General features: G+C 41.4%; 18 protein-coding genes. 2 read left to right on the top strand and 16 right to left on the bottom strand.

All coding sequences use genetic code 11. The annotated features are described in order from the left end of the window. Positions 1–13 precede the first annotated feature (13 nt). The 10 genes from FIU21_RS11530 to FIU21_RS11575 form a co-directional block, all read right to left on the bottom strand. On the bottom strand, positions 14–493 hold the full coding sequence (locus FIU21_RS11530) for a cytidine deaminase (protein WP_004359090.1): 480 nt from the start codon (positions 491–493) through the stop codon (positions 14–16). A 90-nt stretch (positions 494–583) separates the two neighbouring features. Next, positions 584–2,050: a hypothetical protein gene (locus tag FIU21_RS11535; protein WP_004359089.1), complete on the bottom strand. Its 1,467-nt coding sequence runs from the start codon at positions 2,048–2,050 to the stop codon at positions 584–586. A gap of 59 nt (positions 2,051–2,109) precedes the next feature. Beyond that, positions 2,110–2,949: a glutamate racemase gene (murI, locus tag FIU21_RS11540; RefSeq protein WP_004359088.1), complete on the bottom strand. Its 840-nt coding sequence runs from the start codon at positions 2,947–2,949 to the stop codon at positions 2,110–2,112. A 148-nt stretch (positions 2,950–3,097) separates the two neighbouring features. After that, positions 3,098–3,613 carry an OmpH/Skp family outer membrane protein gene (locus FIU21_RS11545; RefSeq protein WP_004359087.1) on the bottom strand — a complete coding sequence of 172 codons (516 nt, stop codon included), beginning with the start codon at positions 3,611–3,613 and terminating at the stop codon, positions 3,098–3,100. 345 nt (positions 3,614–3,958) lie between these two features. Continuing rightward, positions 3,959–4,462 carry an OmpH/Skp family outer membrane protein gene (locus FIU21_RS11550; protein ID WP_004359086.1) on the bottom strand — a complete coding sequence of 168 codons (504 nt, stop codon included), beginning with the start codon at positions 4,460–4,462 and terminating at the stop codon, positions 3,959–3,961. A gap of 136 nt (positions 4,463–4,598) precedes the next feature. After that, entirely contained in the window at positions 4,599–5,081 is a 483-nt protein-coding gene (locus FIU21_RS11555) for an OmpH/Skp family outer membrane protein (RefSeq protein ID WP_373273052.1), read from the bottom strand. Between the two features lie 178 nt (positions 5,082–5,259). Then, positions 5,260–7,875 carry a BamA/OMP85 family outer membrane protein gene (locus FIU21_RS11560; protein ID WP_004359084.1) on the bottom strand — a complete coding sequence of 872 codons (2,616 nt, stop codon included), beginning with the start codon at positions 7,873–7,875 and terminating at the stop codon, positions 5,260–5,262. A 12-nt stretch (positions 7,876–7,887) separates the two neighbouring features. Then, positions 7,888–8,640, bottom strand: coding sequence for an isoprenyl transferase (locus FIU21_RS11565; RefSeq protein ID WP_004359083.1), 753 nt, complete (start codon positions 8,638–8,640; stop codon positions 7,888–7,890). A gap of 99 nt (positions 8,641–8,739) precedes the next feature. Further along, on the bottom strand, positions 8,740–9,432 hold the full coding sequence (gene porG, locus FIU21_RS11570) for a type IX secretion system protein PorG (RefSeq protein WP_004359082.1): 693 nt from the start codon (positions 9,430–9,432) through the stop codon (positions 8,740–8,742). A 20-nt stretch (positions 9,433–9,452) separates the two neighbouring features. Continuing rightward, positions 9,453–10,814, bottom strand: coding sequence for a DUF6242 domain-containing protein (locus FIU21_RS11575; RefSeq protein ID WP_004359081.1), 1,362 nt, complete (start codon positions 10,812–10,814; stop codon positions 9,453–9,455). 432 nt (positions 10,815–11,246) lie between these two features. On the opposite strand from FIU21_RS11575, the gene FIU21_RS11580 reads away from it, so the two are divergent. After that, a complete protein-coding gene (locus tag FIU21_RS11580) occupies positions 11,247–12,116 on the top strand; it encodes a KilA-N domain-containing protein (protein WP_004359080.1) in 870 nt (289 codons plus the stop codon). A gap of 620 nt (positions 12,117–12,736) precedes the next feature. On the opposite strand, the gene pckA is transcribed toward FIU21_RS11580, so the two are convergent. Beyond that, on the bottom strand, positions 12,737–14,350 hold the full coding sequence (pckA, locus tag FIU21_RS11585; RefSeq protein WP_004359079.1) for a phosphoenolpyruvate carboxykinase (ATP): 1,614 nt from the start codon (positions 14,348–14,350) through the stop codon (positions 12,737–12,739). 280 nt (positions 14,351–14,630) lie between these two features. Between pckA and upp the strand changes: the two genes are divergently transcribed. Further along, complete coding sequence (gene upp / locus FIU21_RS11590) at positions 14,631–15,290, top strand: uracil phosphoribosyltransferase (RefSeq protein WP_004359078.1); 660 nt, start codon at positions 14,631–14,633, stop codon at positions 15,288–15,290. A gap of 79 nt (positions 15,291–15,369) precedes the next feature. Here the strand turns inward: upp and FIU21_RS11595 are convergent, their stop codons facing one another. The 5 genes from FIU21_RS11595 to FIU21_RS11615 all read right to left on the bottom strand — a co-directional run bounded on the left by FIU21_RS11595 (position 15,370) and on the right by FIU21_RS11615 (position 20,497). Then, positions 15,370–17,100: an MAG1210 family protein gene (locus tag FIU21_RS11595; RefSeq protein ID WP_004359077.1), complete on the bottom strand. Its 1,731-nt coding sequence runs from the start codon at positions 17,098–17,100 to the stop codon at positions 15,370–15,372. Positions 17,101–17,114: 14 nt separating this feature from the next. Then, positions 17,115–17,864, bottom strand: coding sequence for a LemA family protein (locus tag FIU21_RS11600; protein WP_004359076.1), 750 nt, complete (start codon positions 17,862–17,864; stop codon positions 17,115–17,117). A 345-nt stretch (positions 17,865–18,209) separates the two neighbouring features. Further along, on the bottom strand, positions 18,210–18,845 hold the full coding sequence (locus FIU21_RS11605; protein WP_004359075.1) for a hypothetical protein: 636 nt from the start codon (positions 18,843–18,845) through the stop codon (positions 18,210–18,212). A gap of 464 nt (positions 18,846–19,309) precedes the next feature. Next, a complete protein-coding gene (locus tag FIU21_RS11610) occupies positions 19,310–19,840 on the bottom strand; it encodes a hypothetical protein (protein ID WP_004359074.1) in 531 nt (176 codons plus the stop codon). 129 nt (positions 19,841–19,969) lie between these two features. Further along, the gene (locus FIU21_RS11615; protein WP_007367232.1) at positions 19,970–20,497 is read right to left on the bottom strand and encodes a hypothetical protein; all 528 of its coding nucleotides are present in this window, start codon (positions 20,495–20,497) and stop codon (positions 19,970–19,972) included. Positions 20,498–20,499: the final 2 nt, after the last annotated feature.

Below are 20,499 nucleotides of genomic sequence, written 5' to 3' on the forward strand. Positions count from 1 at the left end.
GAAAACAAAAGGGCTACTTCATGGATTCCCCTAAGAACTGGAGAGGCAAGAGGTCCTTTACACTATTGATAACATATATGCCTGCCGTACCATAAAGAAGGATACGAATAGGCTGTTTATAACGGTCTTCTATTTCTAAAATAACTTGTCGACAGGCTCCACAAGGCACTATCGGGTCTCGCATCAAACCATACTCATTGGCTGCAGCAATGGCAAGTGTGGTCACTGCTTGGTCTGGATAGACAGACTGAGCAGCAAAGATTGCTGAGCGTTCAGCACATAAGCCTGATGGAAAAGCAGCATTCTCCTGATTGGCTCCAATAACTTCTGTACCGTTAGCAAGCAACAACGCTGCGCCAACACGGAAGCGGCTATAAGGAGAATAACTATTACCAGTTGCCTCCACAGCTCTTTGAATAAGGTGCTGATCAGCCTCCGAGAGTTCATCTTGTTGGCAAAAACCAATCTTGATGCTTATGTCTATTGTTTTCATTGTTGATATTTATTATTGATGGTGAGGGTTATTAGGCTAATTGGACTAATTAGCCTAATAGGGCTAATAAGGCAAATAAGCCTAATGCCTTTAATTAGCAATCAGCTCATAACAGCCGATATCTGGTTTACTATCACGCTGCTTACCATCATGATCAGTTGCAAAACGAGTATCGCCAAGGGAAAGTCCTGTATTAATAGCAGGATACTTCTCACCTTTTTCAGCCTTCTTTAGATGGAAATCGTACTTCTGTTTGTCGCCATCTACGAGTAAAAACTGCTTTGAGCCACCATCTGGATAATCCTTACTATTCTCCCAAATGACGTCTGTGAAGTTTGCTAACAAAGCCGTTTCCTTAGGTTTTGGCGTACGAAGAATACAATTATAGAAGTGATAATTAGCTGTCACACCCTCCTTGTTATTAGCCATAAGCACATCATCAGCATAGCCTGTCACAAGCGAGTTGACAACGTGGAAGGTCTGAAGAGGATAATCCTTGTTGTCAATATGGTTGCCAAAACTCAACGCCGCACCACGATTACTATCGAAAGGATAGAACTGTGCGAAGGTACAATGCGTCAAAGTAACCTCACCACCCACAAAGGATGCACAGTCCATCAGCGTGTTAGAGAACTGAGAGTTATAAGCAACAACCTTACTGTTTATCGCTTGTAAGCCATAGCCTTGACAGTTATGAACAGTAGAGTTAGCAATCGTCAACTTCGTACGAGTCGCTGTTGCCGTATCACAGAAAATACCATTATAAGTCGAATGGATATCCGTATGCGTAAGAACATTATCGTAACTATCCTTATGAAAGCGCACTCCCTGCCACTGACCACTAACCCTGTCGTAAGGAAGATACTTAAACATCTTATCCAATCGGTCGCCACGCAGTGTCACAGGATTGTCTGCTGTGCCTTCACAACGCAGTGTTCCGTAAACATCAAGGGCAGCCTTCTGAGAGAAGTACACGGTTGTTCCAGCAGGAATTGTCAGTGTAGCACCAGCTTCTACCTTCAATGTATCTTGGAAAACAATCGGTTTTGTACTGGTCAAAGTAGTATTAGATGTAATCTTGCGACCCTTTACCAACTCTGCATCCCAGCTGTAGACACGTAAGTTTACCTTCTGTTGTACACCACTTTCGAGCGTAAACAAAAGATTATCAACGACCTCTTGCGGTGTTGCAGCATTATTAAAAGGTGATGTCATCTCAACGAATACCTGAATACTATCCTTGTTGCGTACTTCCAAATCGCCTACTCGATAGCCATTAGCAGCCGAGAGTTCCACACCATCTACATTCACACGGAAACCCGTTTGATTACCTTGTGCCAGACGTACATTGGTTAATCGCAATCCATCACCCGACTTATTATACACCCAGAAAATCTTAGTAGATGTCGGAACGTTGGAGAAAGTGGTGTCAAGTCGTAGTGTGTCAGTTGAGAAAGAGAGCAGATTGCTCCGTGATGTTGTGAAAGTATCATCATCAGAGCAGGCTGCCATGATTATGACAACTGACATAAAAAACAATATAGATAACTTTTTCATCTTTTACTTTTTGTTCTTATCTAACGACTCAACAGGCTGTTTTATTGTCCGTTTCGAGCTTATTCCAAGTCTACATGCTCCACATTAACCTGCTCATGCAGGAAGATGCGTGCCGTTTCTTTGAACTTTTCGGGGTTTTCTGTGGTGTAATACTTCACTGTAGCATTCTTCGTACAACGTGCATCCATGTCTGGATGGCGACGGAAATAGTCTTGCAGACTCTCCGCTACATACTCTCCTTGTGGTACGATACGCACCCCACGTGGCACATGCTTCAATATCTTCGGCATGAGAATAGGATAATGCGTACAACCAAGGATGAGCGTATCAATCTCTGGATCAAGTCGCATGATATGGTCGATACGCTTCTTTACGAAGTAATCAGCACCGGGACTGTCTGCTTCATTGTTCTCAATGATTGGCACCCACAGCGGACAAGGAACACCCGTTACCTTTACATCCCCCCACAGCTTTTGTATTTCAAGGTTATAACTATCACTCTTAATAGTTCCTTCAGTTGCCAACACACCTACATGTCGTGAGTGGGTAAGCTTGCCAATTACCTCTGCCGTAGGGCGAATTACACCCAACACGCGCCTATCTGGGTCAAGATTGGGCAAGTCATTCTGCTGAATCGTACGGAGCGCTTTGGCAGATGCGGTGTTACAACCTAAGATAACCAACTGGCAACCGAGCTCGAAGAGTTTCATCACAGCCTGACGTGTGAACTGATAGACAACATCAAAGGAGCGTGAACCATATGGAGCACGCGCATTATCGCCCAAATAAAGATAGTCATACTCTGGGAGCAGCTGACGAATACCATGCAGAATGGTTAGTCCACCATACCCAGAATCAAAAATACCGATAGGTCCCGGCTGTTTAGAATACTTTGTCATTAGTCTTTTTAAATACAATTAATCGTCGTCCGATATCACCACATACAGAGTGGTGCGGACGCTCCGCACATCCTGTGCGGATGCCCAGCACGCTTTGTGCTAAGCATCAACACCACCCATGCAAAGCCTTTTCTGCGGGTAAAGTCTTTTATTTCAAAGCAGCTATCAAAGCCTCTGTAACATCTTCTCCCATCGCTGTATTAACGAATGGGACACTATTGTTATCTGCATTCAGAATGAAAGCGTAACCGCTTTCCTTTCCCATCTGACGTACAGCGTTGTTTAACTTTGCGTGAACAGGTGCATAGATATCTTCTTCAGCCTTCTTCAACAGACGCTCAGACTCCTTACGAAAGGCGATGTTGCGGTCCATCAATTCCTCTAACTCTGCCTGACGCTTGCGAAGAATAGATGGTTCCAACTTGCGCTGTACGTCGAGGAAGTCTTCATAACGGCTATTGAAATCCTCTACAGAACGCTTTGTCTCGGCATCATACTTTGCCTTAAGGTCGTTATAACTGCGTGTAGCTGTGGCATAGTCAGCCATTGCATGAAGCACCTTATCATAGCTAAAGTATGCAAACTTAAATGCTGGAACACTCTGTTGTGCCATTGCCAAGAGCGGCAAAAGCATGAAAACAAAGGAAAAGAATAGTTTTTTCATTATCTCTTTTATTATCTCTTCAATATATAAACAAAAATGAGGTCATCGCAAGAACATATATCCGTGCGGTGACCTCACCCTTTTATCTCCTCAGAAACAGTGTTAGTTAGTTAATTGGAAAAGCTCTTTTCCGACCCCTTCGACTGTCTTTTCTAAATTCTTTTCATGAAGAAAAATATTTTTTTTCACGTAAATAAATTCTTCTTGTCATGAAAATAATTCCGAGTTATCGTAATGACAGACTCTCAAAGACGAGCCATAACAGGAATACTTGCCTATCTCAAAAACTTAAAAAACCGCTAAATCAAGGAGAATCAACTACGGGGCAAAGGCACCCGCAATGTATTACTTCATCTTAGCCAACTGAGCCTTTACCTCTGCAGTGATATCCTTGCTGAGTGCCTCGTTGATATACAATGGCTGACCAGCTGCCTTCTCCATGATGTAAACATAGTTACCTGCCTTAGCAACAGCAGCGATAGCGTTACGAACCTTCTCAAGAACAGGACCGAGCTGCTTCTGCTGCTCCTCATTGAAAGCCTTCTGGTTGTCCTGAGCAGTCTGCTGGATCTTGTTGTACATATCCTGCAAGCTCTTCTCGGTCTCAGCCTGCTTTGTAGCGTTCATTGTGCTCTTAGACTTGTCATAAGCCTCTGCCTGACGCTGCAACTCTGACTGCATGTCTTCAATCTGCTTCTGATACTCCTTACCCTTAGCTTCCAACTTACTCTGAACAGCTGTAGCCTCTGGCAGTGACTGGAGGAGAGCCTGTGAGTCAAGGTGACCAAACTTCTGTGCAAACAATGTCATTGGTGCGCAAAGCATCAACATCAAAAATAACTTCTTCATTTCTTTTTATTGTTTAATTGTTTATTAATTTACTTTTTATCTGCGGTGATAGTATTTCTAACTCACCCAGTGTGACTATAATTTCTATAGTAGATAGGCTTCCTAAGATGGTTAGTTTACTTAGCACAAAGACTACTTACTGATAAGAATATCCCAACTTCTGCAGTACCTCATTACTGATATCCACCTTTGGTGAACCATAGATAATACCAGCGGCATTGCTTGAACGGTCGATAACTAAACTATAACCGCGCTGGTCAGAGATATCCTTTACTGCGTTATAAATCTCGTCCTGTATAGGAGTAATCAGACTGGTACGCTTCTTGAAGAGCTCGCCTTCTGGACCGAAGTACTTACGCTTGAGGTCGGATGCCTGCTTTTCCTTAGCCATAATCGCCTCTTGTCTCTTCTTTTTCTGGTCCTGAGAAAGGAAGACTACCTCATTCTGATAATTCTTATACATGGTAGAAGCCTCTGTGTTGAGTGCTTCAACCTCAGCCTGCCACTTCTTACTTACCTGATTCAACTGCTCGTTTGCACGCTCATAAGCTGGCACATTCTTGAGGATATACTCCATATCAATCAGTGCAAACTTCTGTGCTGAAGCCATTAAAGGCATAAGAGTAAACACACAAAGAGGTAAAACGTATCGCAATACACTCTTAAACATATTCTTCTTCATCTCTTTTAATTCACAATTCATAATTCACAATTCACAATTATGATTACCGATACTCACTTAGTTTATTGCTGCAAACAACTCGTTCACTCGTCAACTTGTCAACTCGTCAACTAAACTAAAACTCCTGTCCAAGGATAAAGTGGAACTGGCTGCCACCCTTTGTACCAAATACCTTGTCGAAGCCATAAGCCCAGTCGATACCCATCATACCCACCATTGGTAGGAATATACGAACACCAAGACCAGCAGAACGTTTCATATCAAATGGATTGAACTTACTTGTCTCTGTCCATGCGTTACCAGCCTCAACGAATCCAAGACCATAAATGGTTGTATTACCCAAGAGGAATGGATAACGAAGCTCCAATGACATACGGCTGTAAGCATAACCCTCAGCACCACGAGGAGTAAGTGAACCGTTCTCGTAACCACGAAGACCGATTGTTTCCTCAGCGTAACCAGTAGTATATCCACTCATACCATCACCACCCATGTAGTAGGTTTCAAACGGACTTTTCTTGTTTTTATTGTAACTACCCAACAAACCAAACTCAACACGAGTCATCAAGACGAAGCATTTCTGACCGCTTGTAAGGGCTGTAAAGGTGCGAGCCTTGAACTTCCACTTGTGATATTCTATCCAACGATACTTCTCCTGCTGCTCTTGCAAGAAGGTTGGAGAGTTGCTGTCTTTTGCCAAGTTTGCATAGTCCTTACCGTCCCACTTAGACCAAGGTGGAGTAATGGTCAATGATACTGAGAAGTCAGAACCACGGCGTGGGAAGAGTTGGTTGTCAGTTGACGTACGATTAAGTGCGATGTTGAGATTCAAGTTGTTCGCTGAACCATTCGACATAATGAAGTAACGCCAATTACGCAACATGTAGCGCTGATACTGTAGCTGGAGTGATAAGGTGAAATAGTCATCAGGCCAGCTCAAGCGCTTACCCCAACCAGCATAGATACTAAAGAGTTTCACATACTTGTCTGGGTCATAATAGTTCTCGTAGCTATTGTAATTATAGTTACCATAACCGTAACGATAGTTGTTATAGTTATTCATGTAACCACTGTTATAATAGTTGCTTGATACGTCTGTCTGCTTTGAATATGACATACCCACATTGAATTGGATAGGACGTTTACCTCCCAACCAGTTGGTTGAGTATTGAGCATTGTATGACTGGTAGTAAGTACCGTTGGTCTGTGCACCCAATGAAAGTGTCTCACCATCACCGATAGGCATAATACCACGATGTTCGCGGTTCCTATGGAAGAGGTTTGCCATTGAGAAGTTATTCAACTTCAAACCGACACGACCGATAACACCCGTCTGACCCCAACCAAGTGAAAGTTCAACCTGGTCGTTTGATTTCTGCTTGAGGTTATAATTGATGTCAACAGTTCCGTCCTCATAGTTTGGCTCTGGTACTGGGTTAATAGCCTCTGGGTCGAAGTGTCCCATAGAAGCCAACTCACGTGCAGAACGCTGAAGTGCTTCCTTAGAGAAGAGGTCGCCTGGCTTTGTACGCAACTCACGACGAACAACATTCTCGTAAAGGCGGTCGTTACCATTAATCTTCACACGGTTAATATGTGCCTGCTGTCCTTCAACGATACGCATCTCAAGGTCGATAGAGTCACCGACAATATTCACCTCTGTTGGTTGAAGGTTATAGAAGAGGTAGCCATTGTTCCAATAAGCATTGCCCACAGCATCCTCATCCTGTGAAAGACGCTTGTTCAAATAGGTTTGGTTATATACGTCACCTTTCTTCATATCGAGCAAACGAGACAGATAGTCGGTTGAGTAAACAGTATTACCTACCCATTTGATGTTACGGATATAATATTTCTTACCCTCATCTACCTTTACATAGATATCTACATGCTTTGGATCAACGTTCCATACACTATCTTTCAGAATGATAGCATCACGATATCCATATTCGTTATACTTCGTGATAAGGTTCTTCTTATCCTCAGCCCAACGCTCTGGAGTGAACTTCTTTGACTTTAAAAGATTAGAAAGCTTACCAGCCTCATGGGTTTTAGCAAAGGCACCCTTGCTAAACAGGGTTCCTTTAATCTTCTTTTCACCCAACTGGTTGTCGCCATCAATCGTAATCGTACGCACCTTCAGCTTCTCCTTCTTATCTACATCGATATCAAGGATAACCTGATTCTTAGCTGCTACATCGTCACGCTGACGGATGAAGACCTCAGCATTCTTATAACCCTTGTCTTCAAAGTACTTCTTTGCAAGTATCTTCGCACGGTCAATCATGTTAGGCGTAATCTGTCCACCCTTCAAGAGACCGAGTTTCTTTTCCATATCCTCACGCTCTGTCTTCTTCAGTCCATTATAGTTAATGGTAGAAATACGAGGACGTGGTGCGAGGTGTATCTTCAAATAGATATTATCTCCCACAATAGAGTCAGCCGAAATGGAAACATCTGAGAAGAGTCCATGCTTCCAGTAACGCTTCACAGCATCTGTGATAGCCGTACCCGGAACCTCCAACTCCTGTCCAACAGTGAGTCCTGAGATACCAGTGAGGACATAATCCTCGTAGCCCTCGATACCAGTAACCGTCAGTCCTGCCAACTTGTAAGTCTTAGGAGTACCTGAATAAGTGATGTCTGGGTTTACAATCTTCTGCTGTGCACTCATTGTGAGCGAAACTCCAGAGAGTGCAAGGAGCATTAACACCTTATTTATTTTAGTCATCTATCGCGTAACTTAATTGTTTTCGTTTTCTTCTACTTGTTTCTCTGTCTTTCCAAAGCGACGTTGTCTGCTCTGGAAACTCACAATGGCTTTCTGCAAGTCCTGCTCATCAAAGTCAGGCCAATAGGTATCACAGAAGTACAGCTCAGAGTAAGCTATCTGCCATAAGAGGTAATTTGAGATGCGAAGCTCACCACCCGTTCTAATCAAGAGGTCTGGGTCAGGCATAAAGTTTGTCTCTAAATGCTCGCTAATCACCTCTTCTGTAATCGTTTCTGGGCGCAAAGGTTCAGAGCTGTTAGCCTGATGCTCTGCGACAATCTCCCTCATTGCTTTGGCTATCTCCCAACGTGCACTGTAGCTAAGCGCCACAACCATTGTCATTGCAGAGTTCTTTGCGGTATGCTCTTCAGTCTCACACAACTTCTTCTGCACTTCTTCTGGCAGACGTGCCATGTCACCAATAACACGGAAACGCACATTATTCTTCACGAAGATTTCATCTTCCAAAGACGTAAGCACAAGTCCCATCAACGCTGCAATCTCATCCGTAGGACGATTCCAGTTCTCTGTTGAGAAGGTATAGAGCGTGAGAAACTTCACACCCAATCGTACACATTCTGATGTTATGCGACGAACGGTATCTACTCCTGCCTGATGTCCGTAGGAGCGTGGCTTATTGCGTTCGGTTGCCCAACGTCCATTACCATCCATTGTGATGGCAATATGCTGGGGTATTCGTGTCATATCTAATTCTTCTGCCATATCTTTTGAAGAGATAAACCTATGTTTTGTTCTGTACAGCACTTACGTCTGCACGCTTTAGACATTACCTATATTATAATAGGTGGAAACTAACTTCCCTTACTCGTCCTCGTTATGACAAGTCTTACACTTTGCCATGAAACTATAAGAGAACGTCAGTTGTAGGGTTGAATAGCTGTCTGTATTCTTAAAGAGTCCACTACTCTTAATGCTGTAAGGGTCTTTCTGTCCGTCTAACTCATCGCTGAGCGAGAAGTGTAATGCCCATTCCAATCCTACGTTCATTCGTTCATTTACCTTATACTTCACACCCAATCCGATTGGGAGATTCGCAGTGAGCACCGACTTTCGGTCGCCACCCTTAATATTAACGTAGGTGGTACCCAATCCTATCATTGCATAAGGCGACAAACGCTGTGCACCACGATAGTCACGACCGGTACCATACGGCAGGAAGTTATATTCGTATGCAAAGCCTACATCAACCAATGAATTGTCAAATGTATAGGGAGCTGAGGCAAAACGTGGATAGTAAGTCTTGACATCAGCCGACGAACCTTTCATCTTTCCAAACGATACGTTCATCTTTAATCCCATATAAGGACTGAGATTATATCTTGCCAGCACCGTTCCCATCGGCTGTAGGTCTTTGAACAACGACTCATTAAAGTCGCCTAAGTAACCCATCATACCGACACCGGTACCTATCTCCATCTTATACTCCGGATCCGACTGCGCCCATAGAGGCGTAGCAGCAAGGAAAAGGAGGAGGTTGATGAAGATACGTTTCATTGTTGTCCTGTTTGAATAGCTTATTCAGCCAATCGACTAAGGTTCAATGCCCAGCCTACTCGATTGAGTCTACCACGCCAAACCTTTGTACCACTGATTACCCAGAGGTATTCGTCGCTATCAACTGTTGCTGCAAAAGTCGTTGCAGCCTGTACACCTGTTGGATAAGTGAAGCTCTTATCACTCTTCCATGTGATACCCCCATCACGAGAGAGAAGCATAGAAGCCAACTTACCACTACTATTAAGACCTAATGCAAGGGCTGCCTTATCATAGTTTACAACAGAAAGGCTCTTGTAAAGAGGAAGTTGGAACTTATCCGCATTACTCTCTACATAGCTCCACTGCTCATTCTGACGATAAGAAAGCTTCGTCCATGCAGCATTCTTTGTACCATTTGACAGTGTACCAACAAGCAGTATGCGATACAAGTCAGATGAAACTGCTGTAAGTGAAGAACCAATATTGCTTACTGGGAGTAGTGATGCGTTGCTATCTAATGACTCGTTAGTCCAAGTAACACCATTGTTCTTTGAAGCCAACAACATACCTGACGTTGAAAGAGCAAACAACTCTGCTGGTGACGCTGCCACCAACTGCTTCAAACTGCTGTTTGTAGCCACTGTAGTCCAGCTGCTGCCGTCTGTAGAGCTATAAACCGTACCATTGTCGATGACGAAAAACTTAGCACCCTGCACAGCCACACTCTTATAAGCATTTGCTGTAAAAGTCTTGCTGAGCTTTGTCCAGCTGTTGCCATTGTCCTTTGACGCTGCATAAACAACAGTCTGACTACCATTTGTTCCGAAGACAAACACCTTACTACCCGCACTCACAGCCTTCATTGTTGTGAACGAAGCGAAATTGCTGTTTGACTGCAGTGCCTGCCAGCTAAACACATTACCCCTCTGCTTATGAACATTCACAGAAACCTTATAATCTCTGTACTCACTTCCCTTGTTTGAATAAACACGGAAAACGCGTGGGGTACTAAAATTGATGGAATCATTGTTGCGGTAATAAGTGAACTTCTCGTCAGTTGTTGACTTGATAACAATAGTACCGCTATTCTTTGCCACAACCTTTGCCAACGCACTGGCTGGATTCGTACCATATGGCAAAGAATCAGGGTTATAAATCAAACCCTGAGCCTGATCAATATAGAACTTAACTTTAGCAGCATTGAACTTGCCTGTATAAGTACTATCCTTGCCATTCTTAGCAATGGTATCACGCACTTGTTTCAACTGTCCCAAAGAAAAGCTCAATATAGCCGTGTCTTTGTAACTTACGCTGGTTTTCTCGTCGTCGTCCTTAAGACAAGAAGTCATTGTCAAAGTAGCCATCATTAAAGCTACGAGAATATATATCTTATTACGCATCAGATACTAATAATTGAATTTAGCTGCAAATTTAATCAGAATTCTTCAGAATCAACGTCTTTAACGAGGTTAATTATGTAAAATATCGAAAATAACTGCGTTTTTTTAAGTTTGTTTAGTAAGTATTGCCAAAGTAACGATAAACTTGAAGAAAAATGACCAATAAATCACATCTGATAAGATTCTGCTATCTTCCTTACCTTCACATGAACTTCTCAACTGACACTATTGTCTTTCCACACGCCTTTTCTCGACTTAAAACCTTATCCCTCTTCAACTTTTCTGCGCCTTTGATTGTCTACTTATTTTACATTACATCACACCACCATTTGCCCTCATTGCGGAAAAAATCGTATAAGAAGCAAAAAAGACCCTAACAATACTGAGAAGTGTTTTTTATTTGTTACTTTTGCTGATATAATAACTAAAAATATGAATACATCAAAGAAGATAACAGTACAGAGTACAGAAATATCTGTGCTGATAGGAAATGAGAGCGACTACATTTGCCTAACAGATATGGCACATTTCAAAGACAAAGAAAGGACGGATTATGTCATACAGAACTGGTTACGCACAAGAAGCACAATAGAATATTTGGGAGCATGGGAACAGCTTTACAACCCTAATTTTAATCCCACCGAATTCGATGGGTTTAGAAATAGCGCAGGATTAAACTCATTTACTCTAACGGCAAAGCAATGGATACAAAAGACAAATGCGATAGGTATTATGTCTAAGGCTGGCAGGTATGGTGGAACTTACGCACACAAGGATATAGCCTTTAATTTTGGCATGTGGCTAAGTCCTACATTCCAACTTTATATTGTAAAGGAATACCAGCGGTTAAAAGAACAAGAGAGCAATCCGCTTTCATTAGAGTGGAACGCAAAGCGAATACTATCCAAAACCAATTATACACTTCATACCGATGCTATTAAAAACGTGATTATTCCTAAGATGGACATTAAGGATATCAAGCAAGGAATTATCTATGCAACCGAAGCTGATATGTTAAATATCATTCTTTTTGGTTGTAAAGCAAAAGAATGGGCTCAAGCGAACCCGAATTTGGCATCTAAAGGAATAAATATTAGAGAAACTGCAAGCATCAACCAGTTAGTAGTATTATCTAATATGGAATCTGCTAATTCTGAAATGATAAAACAAGGGGTATCAAGAAAGCAACGTTTTGAGATTCTCCATAAAATGGCAAAAGAACAGTTAAAGGTACTTGACACGAATAATATAGAACAAAAATTTAGAAAAATATTACCTGATAGCACAAAGAAAATAGAGTAATTAGTATCGAAATAGTTTACACATTTAAGGAATTATATTCGCCTTAATAGTCTACTGCTACTCAAATAAAAATCTATCGTAGCTCATTCTACTTCTTTCAGTCAACGTAATGATGCTTCGCACATCTTGTACGGACGTCCCGCACAGGTCGTGCGGAGGCTGAACACGAGTGGTGCGGAGTACTTAACACATTCGCCACCATATCCATAAGAATCTGAACAATTAGATGAGAACAATTAAGCAAGTCTACTACATGATAAACCATATTGAAAAGCAGAGAGAAGTGAGGGGGCTGAATGTCTATAATAAGAAATGATAGCAGAGATTTTCTGTCTGAAAATTCAGTCATAACCAAGGGTGATAACTTTTCCAAAACAAAGTTTGCTGTCACTCCTGTCACTCAAAACCACCACTTAACTCATTAACAATCAGCACAATTACACGAAGTGTTAAAAGTGACAGCAAAACAAAATTAAAATTACTGTAGTAATAGTACGTTATATTTCTACCTAAAATTAGCGGTCTTACTGTTCTCTATTACAGAAGGACAAACAAAAACTCCCACCCGTATTGCTACGGATGGGAGTCATTATTATCTATTCAGAAATATTCCGAAAGGATTAGAGCTGTGGACCAGCTGCTACGAGAGCCTTACCAGCCTCGTTATTCTCGTACTTCTTGAAGTTCTTGATGAAACGCTCTGCGAGGTCCTTAGCCCTCTTATCCCACTCAGCTGCATCAGCGTAAGTGTCACGTGGATCGAGGATATCAGTTGCAACACCTTCGAGCTTTGTAGGAACAGTGAAGTCGAAGTAAGGAATCTGCTTTGTTGGAGCAGCGTCGATTGAGTGGTTCAAGATAGCGTCGATGATACCACGAGTATCGCGGATAGAGATACGCTTGCCTGTACCATTCCAACCAGTGTTAACCAAGTAAGCCTTAGCGCCACTCTGCTGCATCTTCTTAACCAACTCCTCAGCATACTTTGTTGGGTGGAGTTCCAAGAATGCCTGACCGAAGCAAGCAGAGAATGTTGGAGTAGGCTCAGTGATACCACGCTCTGTACCAGCCAACTTAGCTGTGAAACCAGAGAGGAAGTAGTACTTAGTCTGCTCTGGAGTCAAGATAGATACTGGAGGCAATACACCGAATGCATCAGCTGAAAGGAAGATAACCTGCTTAGCAGCTGGACCCTGAGACTCAGGACGCTGGATGTTCTTAATGTGGTAGATTGGGTAAGATACACGAGTGTTCTCTGTTACGCTCTTATCAGCGAAGTCAATCTTACCATTCTCGTCAACTGTTACGTTCTCGAGGAGAGCGTCACGTGTGATAGCGCCATAGATGTCTGGCTCAGACTCCTTGTCAAGGTTGATAACCTTAGCATAGCAACCACCCTCGTAGTTGAAGATACCCTTGTCATCCCATCCGTGCTCGTCATCACCGATGAGCTTACGCTTTGGATCGGTAGAAAGAGTAGTTTTACCAGTACCAGAAAGACCGAAGAAGATAGCTGTGTTCTCACCGTTCATGTCAGTGTTAGCAGAGCAGTGCATAGAAGCCATACCCTTCAATGGCAAGAAGTAGTTCATCATAGAGAACATACCCTTCTTCATCTCACCACCATACCATGTGTTAACGATTACCTGCTCCTTAGTTGTTACGTTGAACATAACGCAAGTCTCTGAATGAAGACCGAGCTCCTTCCAGTTCTCAACCTTAGCCTTAGAAGCGTTGTAAACGATGAAGTCTGGCTCCTGATCGAAGTCTGCCTCTGACTTTGGACGGATGAACATGTTTGTTACAAAGTGAGCCTGCCAAGCAACCTCAACGATGAAACGAATCTTCATACGTGTATCCTTGTGAGTACCGCAGAAACCATCAACTACGAAAAGACGCTTGTTAGAAAGTTCCTTCTTAGCGATGTCCTTAACAGCTGTCCAAGCTTCCTTAGAAGCACGGTGGTTGTCGTTATGGTATTCCTCAGAATCCCACCATACTGTATCGTGAGAGTTCTCATCATCAACGATGAACTTATCCTTAGGAGAACGACCAGTGTAGATACCAGTCATTACGTTTACTGCACCAAGCTCAGTCTCCTGACCTCTTTCATAGCCCTGAAGACTCTCTTTTGTTTCTTCATTGAACAATACTTCGTAAGAAGGATTGTAAAGTACTTCTGTTGTACCTGTAATACCGTACTTCTCAAGTACGCTCTTATCAAACTTTGCCATTTCTTATAAATGTATTTAGTTGAAAATTGATTTGTTCACTGTTTTTATGTCCTATTTATTAAGACACCGCAAAGGTAATATATTTATTAAATTCACACAAAAAATACCGAAGAAAAAGTATCAAAGTATTTGCTTAGAAGGTTAAAGAAATAAAAAAAACAAGAAGCATGGCTATATTTGCAAATCAGACTTTGCAAAACCTCAGATTTATTTCTTAATTTTGCCGAAATTTTGCAGAGCAAGTTGCTAACTTGCTTATCTATAACACCTAAGACTTAAAATGGACATCATTAATTTTTCAGAGCAGAACTCTATTATCAATCAGTATTTAGCAGAAATCCGTGATAAGGATTATCAGAAGAATCGTTTGCTCTTCCGCAACAATGTTATTCGTATCGGAGAGTTCGAAGCTTTTGAAATTTCTAAAACACTGAACTACGAACCAAAGGATGTTGTTACTCCATTAGGTACGGCTCAGGTTAATGTACCAACTGACAAGATTGTTTTGGCTACTATTTTCCGTGCTGGATTGCCTTTCCATAACGGTTTCCTTAACATATTCGACCATGCTGGTAATGCTTTCGTTAGTGCTTATCGAGAATATACGGATGCTGAACATCATGAGGTAGGTATTCACGTTGAATATCTTGCCACACCAGACATCAACGGTAAGACACTTATCATCGCTGACCCAATGTTGGCTACTGGTGGTTCTATGGAGTTAGGCTACAAGGCTATCCTTTCAAAGGGAACTCCTCGTCATGTGCATGTTGCTTGTCTTTTGGCTACACCAGAAGGTATCGCACATATCCGCAAAACCTTCCCTGAAGACTCAACAACCATCTGGTGTGCAGCAATTGACGAAGGATTGAACGAACATAAGTACATTGTTCCTGGCTTCGGTGATGCTGGTGACTTGTGCTATGGTGAGAAGTTATAAATTACTCCATATACAACAAAGGACGATAAAAGTGAGATGCTTTTATCGTCCTTTGTTTTTTTATTCATTTCCTTCATCGTTATATCTTAGAGGCAATATGCCTTCTATAAACATCCAAGTGCGATTTCTGTAAGACTTCACTAATATGATTCATACGCTGTTTCTGACTCATATCAGTATCGTTTTGTGTCTCATCCTCCTGCATCATAATACGACCATTGCCCTCAACAGGTAAGAACTCATACCACTCCACGGGTACATCATGCCATGAACCGTCACCACCATACTTACTAATATAAGACATACGACGTTCTGAACGGAAGCCATAAGCTGTCACGTTAATCAGCGTACTGCCATCGCCCTGTTCCGCAGAAGAAGTCTTCATGATACAAGGAGTCACACAATCAGGATGCTGGAAATTCTCCTGTCCCCAGAAGTTAGCCAATGCTTCATGTTCCCAGAACGAACTCTTCTGTTCCATATCATGTCCGTAGATATCCTTCTGTGGACGTATCTGCTGATACATCGGTACACACAACAAGGGTGCAAAACTAAAGTAGATAGCACGGAAGTATCTCTCATTGATTTCGTAAAAGTCTTTTTTAGCCTTCTCAAAGTCAAAACTGCGATACTGAGCAGGGTTCATATCAAGGTCTAACACTTGTAGATGTTCTGGCATGATAGTGTTTATCATGTAATGCTTATCAAAATCAAAGTCATCACCATAGCCCTCTTTCTCGTCCATCAACAGTGCCATCAGACTCTGTTGTGCCAATGGTGTGAAGAGTAAAGCATATTGCTGATTGTTATTACGATTACTTGTATTGAACGCAACCTCAAACTCTTCATTCGTCAACATCGCAAAGTCACCATTCTCAAGGTTGCGTGCTTTACGCCTCAACATAAACCGATCCCACTTATAACGTAACGAACCTTCTTTTCCTGCCAGCTCACTTGGCTTACGATAGAAGGTCAAGTCGGGTGCTGCTGTATTACCATAGATAAGCCTTGTACGCTCAAAATAATTAGGATAAGGCGCTGTTACACTGGCATGTAAAGTTTCTGAGTGAGACACAGTACGTGGCTTTCCATCAGGACCCGTCTCTGTTGTTGTCCAGAAAATGGTTTTCTGACCGTGATAAGTCTTCTCTCCCATCTCCATCTTTCGTGTTCGACAGATGACGAAAGGATTACCATTAATAAGTCCAGAATGGGAATAAAGCACAGAACGCTCGGTATTAAAAGAGTCATTCCATCCGTATGTTTTACGAAGGTCTGCCAGTCGTTGTGTCGTAAAATAAGGATCGAACTCCAGTCTGGGTACCGTCTTCGACATCATACGCGTAAAGACATCCCAGTCGTAAAGCCTATTCAGAGCAGCCATCTGATTCCATGCTTGCTCCTTTAAAGTCTTCACCTTATTGTCTAAATCGTTGTGCTGAGTACGTAAAGACTTCAATTTTGGATGTACCTTGAGTAATAGAAAGACAAGCAGTAAGGCTGCCACTCCACCTATCATCAAGAGGTATTCCATTGGAAACTCATTCCATTTCACATAAACAACAGCACCACCTGCCACCACAGCTATCCACAGAATGACGCATAGGATAGTCCACATCGTGATACGACCAGACACATCCGTGAGTTGCTTCTCACCTGCATAGATTTGTCGACACGTCTCACGATTAGCCTCAACATCAACCTGCGCCTCGTCAGCAAGTGCGTTAAAGGTTTCATCAGCCACCTTCTTGAACTTATCTTTGAAGGTGCTGATGTATTCGTTTAGTGGATCATATATATCCTCTACCATTTACTTCTGTAGTCTTAGAAGAACTTACCTCTTGCAGCCTCTCGTGTTTCTGCTGTTGCAGTGAATGGTATGCGTGTTGTATAACCCTGCTGAGCAGCAACAATCATCTTTGTTGGCCAAGAGAAGATATCAGTATTCCATTGTGTCACACGACTGTTATAAACAGTACGGGCTGCCGTAATCTCACGCTGCAAGTAGTTATTCTGCTGCATCGCATCAGCAATGGCATTGTGTGCTTTCAACTCTGGATAAGCCTCAACCTGTGGAAAGAGTCGACCGAAGGCTGTATTTACTTGTGCATTCACATCACTTCTATTTCCCTCATTCACACTACCACTACGAAGGGCTGCAACGGCTTTCATCACATCTTTATCAAGATCGATAGCACGTTCTACCAATCCAACTACGTTCTGCAGTATCTGTACGCGCTGTTCCAAATAGTTATCAATATTAGACGCCTCAGCCTGAATACGCTGTTCTAACTTCTGGAAATAATTGCGAGCTGATATCTTCATAAAGATAAAGATAACACCTGGAAGGATTCCCACCAAACAGCCTACAACACCTACAAGCAATGGATTTGTCATCGTACTACCCAATAACAGCACAAACAACAATACCAACACTGGACCAACTACCCACAAAGCAATCTGAAAGAGGGTTGAACCAAAACCAACTTCAACAGGAAGTTGCTTGTCTATTACATGCACATCACGGCCAGCATCATTAACTGGTCCTGTCACTTCGTCTAATGAATTTGCCATAGCTTAAATCGTTCTTTGTTTTCAATAATATCTATTTTTAGGCTTCAAAGATACATTTTTTTCTTAAAGAGAGCAAATCTATACTCTTTATCTTCCCTTTTATGAAGACTTGATGACGATTTATAGTATCTATTAGCATAATTCCTTTGTATGATAAAGGACCTCACAAAGATAGGGCGTGTGTCAAAATAGACATATCCTCTTTGTTGACAAGAAGGTTAACCCTTTTTGACGGAAGGGTCAACCCTTTTTGACGATTAAGTTTTAGGAATTTAAAAGAGAGGATGTGTCTATTTTGATACACTCTCACATCTTTATGGTTTAAGTTCTTTCAGAACATTATTTTTACTTACAATAGTCTATCAGATTACGTCCCCATGCTGGCTGTAGACCATTCTGCTTTTCCTTGCTAAACAACTCTTTGATTGTCTCTAAATCCTTTGGACTATTCATACTTGGCTGTCCGGTCTGCTTACTCATATTCTCAAAGAACATGTAAAGAAGAATACGAGGACGAGGATTAGATGGGTTAATACCAATAGCTGACTTGTAATAACAGATTGCATCAATGTAATAAAGTTTACCATTCACTGATGGATTCTGTGTGATGAGTGCTGCATAATAAAAACCCTTCAACGTAAACTGTTCTGAACGATCAACTCCCTTTTTTGTCTGCAATGCCTCAAGGTCAGCCTTCACCGCATCTAAGAATAAGGAGGAATAATCACTCTGTGGAGAGCGAGCAGCATACTGAAGGGCATAGAACACACGATAATAGGTGGGGAGCCAAGCATCAGGATACTGAGTTTCCATACGCTTCAATTCATCCATTCCCTTTACAATAGATGTAGCTTCGTCTGCCTTGACGTTACTTAAAGTGGTTTTTAACTGTGCTTCGAACTGATTGTTGTTCTGTGCATTCATACTGGTTGCGCACATAAGGGCAACGATAACGGCGATTTTAGAAACTAAAGTTTTCATACGCTTTGATTTTAATAAGTGAAACAATGATTTCTGTTGCAAATGTATCAAAGCTTTTGATTGCCTCCAAATAATAGGGACAGACAGCAAAAAAGTGGTTTAAATAACTATCAAGCCCGCTGAAATACTATCTTTTGGGACGAATAACTAATACGCTTAGTTCGTTGGATAGTTAAGAGCATGATGTGATATTTCTGACTAAAGTAAGAAGACACGCACTACTCATTATTACAAGAATAATTTTACTTTTAGTTTGCTGTTACTTTTAACACTTCGCATAATCCTACTGTAAATTAGCAAGTTAAGTCATTATGACGCATGACAGGAATGACAGGAAACTCAATTATAAAGGAATATCTATAGAGAAAAAGATAAGATGAAGATGGAATATTGACAATACTACATGGCACTTGACCTGATATATACCAGCCCAAGTGCCATATTTTGAATAGACACCTACATCTTTAATTCTCAGGTAAACCTATTTCTGGATTGAATTTTACAGAGACTTTTCTATTCTGAACAATATTTACTTGTCCATTATATGCAATATTAGATTCATCATATTTCATATTTGGGTTAGCATAGTACACCTTTAGTTTATAATTACCAGGAGGCAATTTACTCATCTTAAAACGAACATCATATTTGCAAATACAATCGGCAAGTGCATCAAGTACATTATGGTACACGACAAGGGTAATTTGATTATCTTGATTAGCGATATTCACATAAATCTTTCTTACGGAACAGTTGGCTTTCAAATCTTCCAGTAGACACTGGGCTATACCGTCTTTGTCCAACTCTATACTTAATTTTGCTGGAATAGCATTGTTTTCTGCATAGAAGTCAGGACGTGTATCTGTCGGAGAGATGCTTAACTTACAATTAGAATTTGCAACATCATAAATTCTTAATGGCTCAAGAGATACCTTCTCAGAGGAACATGCAGATAATCCACAGAAAAGGATTAGGCTGTAAAATACTTTTTTCATAATTACAAGGATTTTATATGTTGATATTTATATAAACGTAATTACAAGTTATTTCTTGCTTATATTATTACGTATTTCTGTTATTGCTGAAATCCGCAATAAAGACATACATTTTATGGATAGTGTTTACTATTCAATCAACTTCCCGTGTTTTTTGAGTATTGAGAGAAACTCTCCCCATTCTGCCGCTCTTTTTTCTTTTGCTTTTTGAATGGCCTTGTTCTCTTTAACATATTGACTATTGTCCTCAATATTGCGTGGGTAACAGTCACTCAGATAAAACTTGCCAGATTCTGAAACTAATGATAAGTCTGTGAAGATTTGACTATTGAAAGATGACACAAACGTTGAGATATGGAGTAGAACCTTACCATACGAATGTATTTCTATGTTACGATAAATGGGAAAGAGCAGACTTGTCGGCTCAAAATCTTGAAAAATAATCTCACGGGTCTGCGCGTTGAAAGACTTGATGTTGTCAAGTGTAAAGAGATAGGGGCTTGAAGCGGCTCTTGTCATTCGGGCTGTCCCTATAGCAAACAATTCCGTTTTCGATGCTTGCACTGTGGGAGTTGAAGCAGACTCATCTTCATTGCTGCAACCAATAAACAGCAACGAGAAAATGAACGCCTGTAATACACAAAAGTACCTTTTCATAA

It is taken from the genome of Prevotella melaninogenica (assembly GCF_013267595.1).
Classification (GTDB): domain Bacteria; phylum Bacteroidota; class Bacteroidia; order Bacteroidales; family Bacteroidaceae; genus Prevotella; species Prevotella melaninogenica_D.

Excerpts from the sequence above, each read along its gene's own strand:
- FIU21_RS11550 (WP_004359086.1), bottom strand. The coding sequence starts at position 4,462 with ATGAAGAAGTTATTTTTGATGTTGATGCTTTGCGCACCAATGACATTG.
- porG (WP_004359082.1), bottom strand. The coding sequence starts at position 9,432 with ATGAAACGTATCTTCATCAACCTCCTCCTTTTCCTTGCTGCTACGCCT.
- FIU21_RS11605 (WP_004359075.1), bottom strand. The coding sequence starts at position 18,845 with ATGAAAACTTTAGTTTCTAAAATCGCCGTTATCGTTGCCCTTATGTGC.
- FIU21_RS11575 (WP_004359081.1), bottom strand. The coding sequence starts at position 10,814 with ATGCGTAATAAGATATATATTCTCGTAGCTTTAATGATGGCTACTTTG.
- FIU21_RS11580 (WP_004359080.1), top strand. The coding sequence starts at position 11,247 with ATGAATACATCAAAGAAGATAACAGTACAGAGTACAGAAATATCTGTG.
- murI (WP_004359088.1), bottom strand. The coding sequence starts at position 2,949 with ATGACAAAGTATTCTAAACAGCCGGGACCTATCGGTATTTTTGATTCT.
- FIU21_RS11535 (WP_004359089.1), bottom strand. The coding sequence starts at position 2,050 with ATGAAAAAGTTATCTATATTGTTTTTTATGTCAGTTGTCATAATCATG.
- FIU21_RS11545 (WP_004359087.1), bottom strand. The coding sequence starts at position 3,613 with ATGAAAAAACTATTCTTTTCCTTTGTTTTCATGCTTTTGCCGCTCTTG.
- FIU21_RS11555 (WP_373273052.1), bottom strand. The coding sequence starts at position 5,081 with ATGCCTTTAATGGCTTCAGCACAGAAGTTTGCACTGATTGATATGGAG.
- FIU21_RS11565 (WP_004359083.1), bottom strand. The coding sequence starts at position 8,640 with ATGGCAGAAGAATTAGATATGACACGAATACCCCAGCATATTGCCATC.
- FIU21_RS11615 (WP_007367232.1), bottom strand. The coding sequence starts at position 20,497 with ATGAAAAGGTACTTTTGTGTATTACAGGCGTTCATTTTCTCGTTGCTG.
- upp (WP_004359078.1), top strand. The coding sequence starts at position 14,631 with ATGGACATCATTAATTTTTCAGAGCAGAACTCTATTATCAATCAGTAT.
- FIU21_RS11530 (WP_004359090.1), bottom strand. The coding sequence starts at position 493 with ATGAAAACAATAGACATAAGCATCAAGATTGGTTTTTGCCAACAAGAT.
- FIU21_RS11595 (WP_004359077.1), bottom strand. The coding sequence starts at position 17,100 with ATGGTAGAGGATATATATGATCCACTAAACGAATACATCAGCACCTTC.
- FIU21_RS11610 (WP_004359074.1), bottom strand. The coding sequence starts at position 19,840 with ATGAAAAAAGTATTTTACAGCCTAATCCTTTTCTGTGGATTATCTGCA.
- FIU21_RS11600 (WP_004359076.1), bottom strand. The coding sequence starts at position 17,864 with ATGGCAAATTCATTAGACGAAGTGACAGGACCAGTTAATGATGCTGGC.
- FIU21_RS11560 (WP_004359084.1), bottom strand. The coding sequence starts at position 7,875 with ATGACTAAAATAAATAAGGTGTTAATGCTCCTTGCACTCTCTGGAGTT.
- pckA (WP_004359079.1), bottom strand. The coding sequence starts at position 14,350 with ATGGCAAAGTTTGATAAGAGCGTACTTGAGAAGTACGGTATTACAGGT.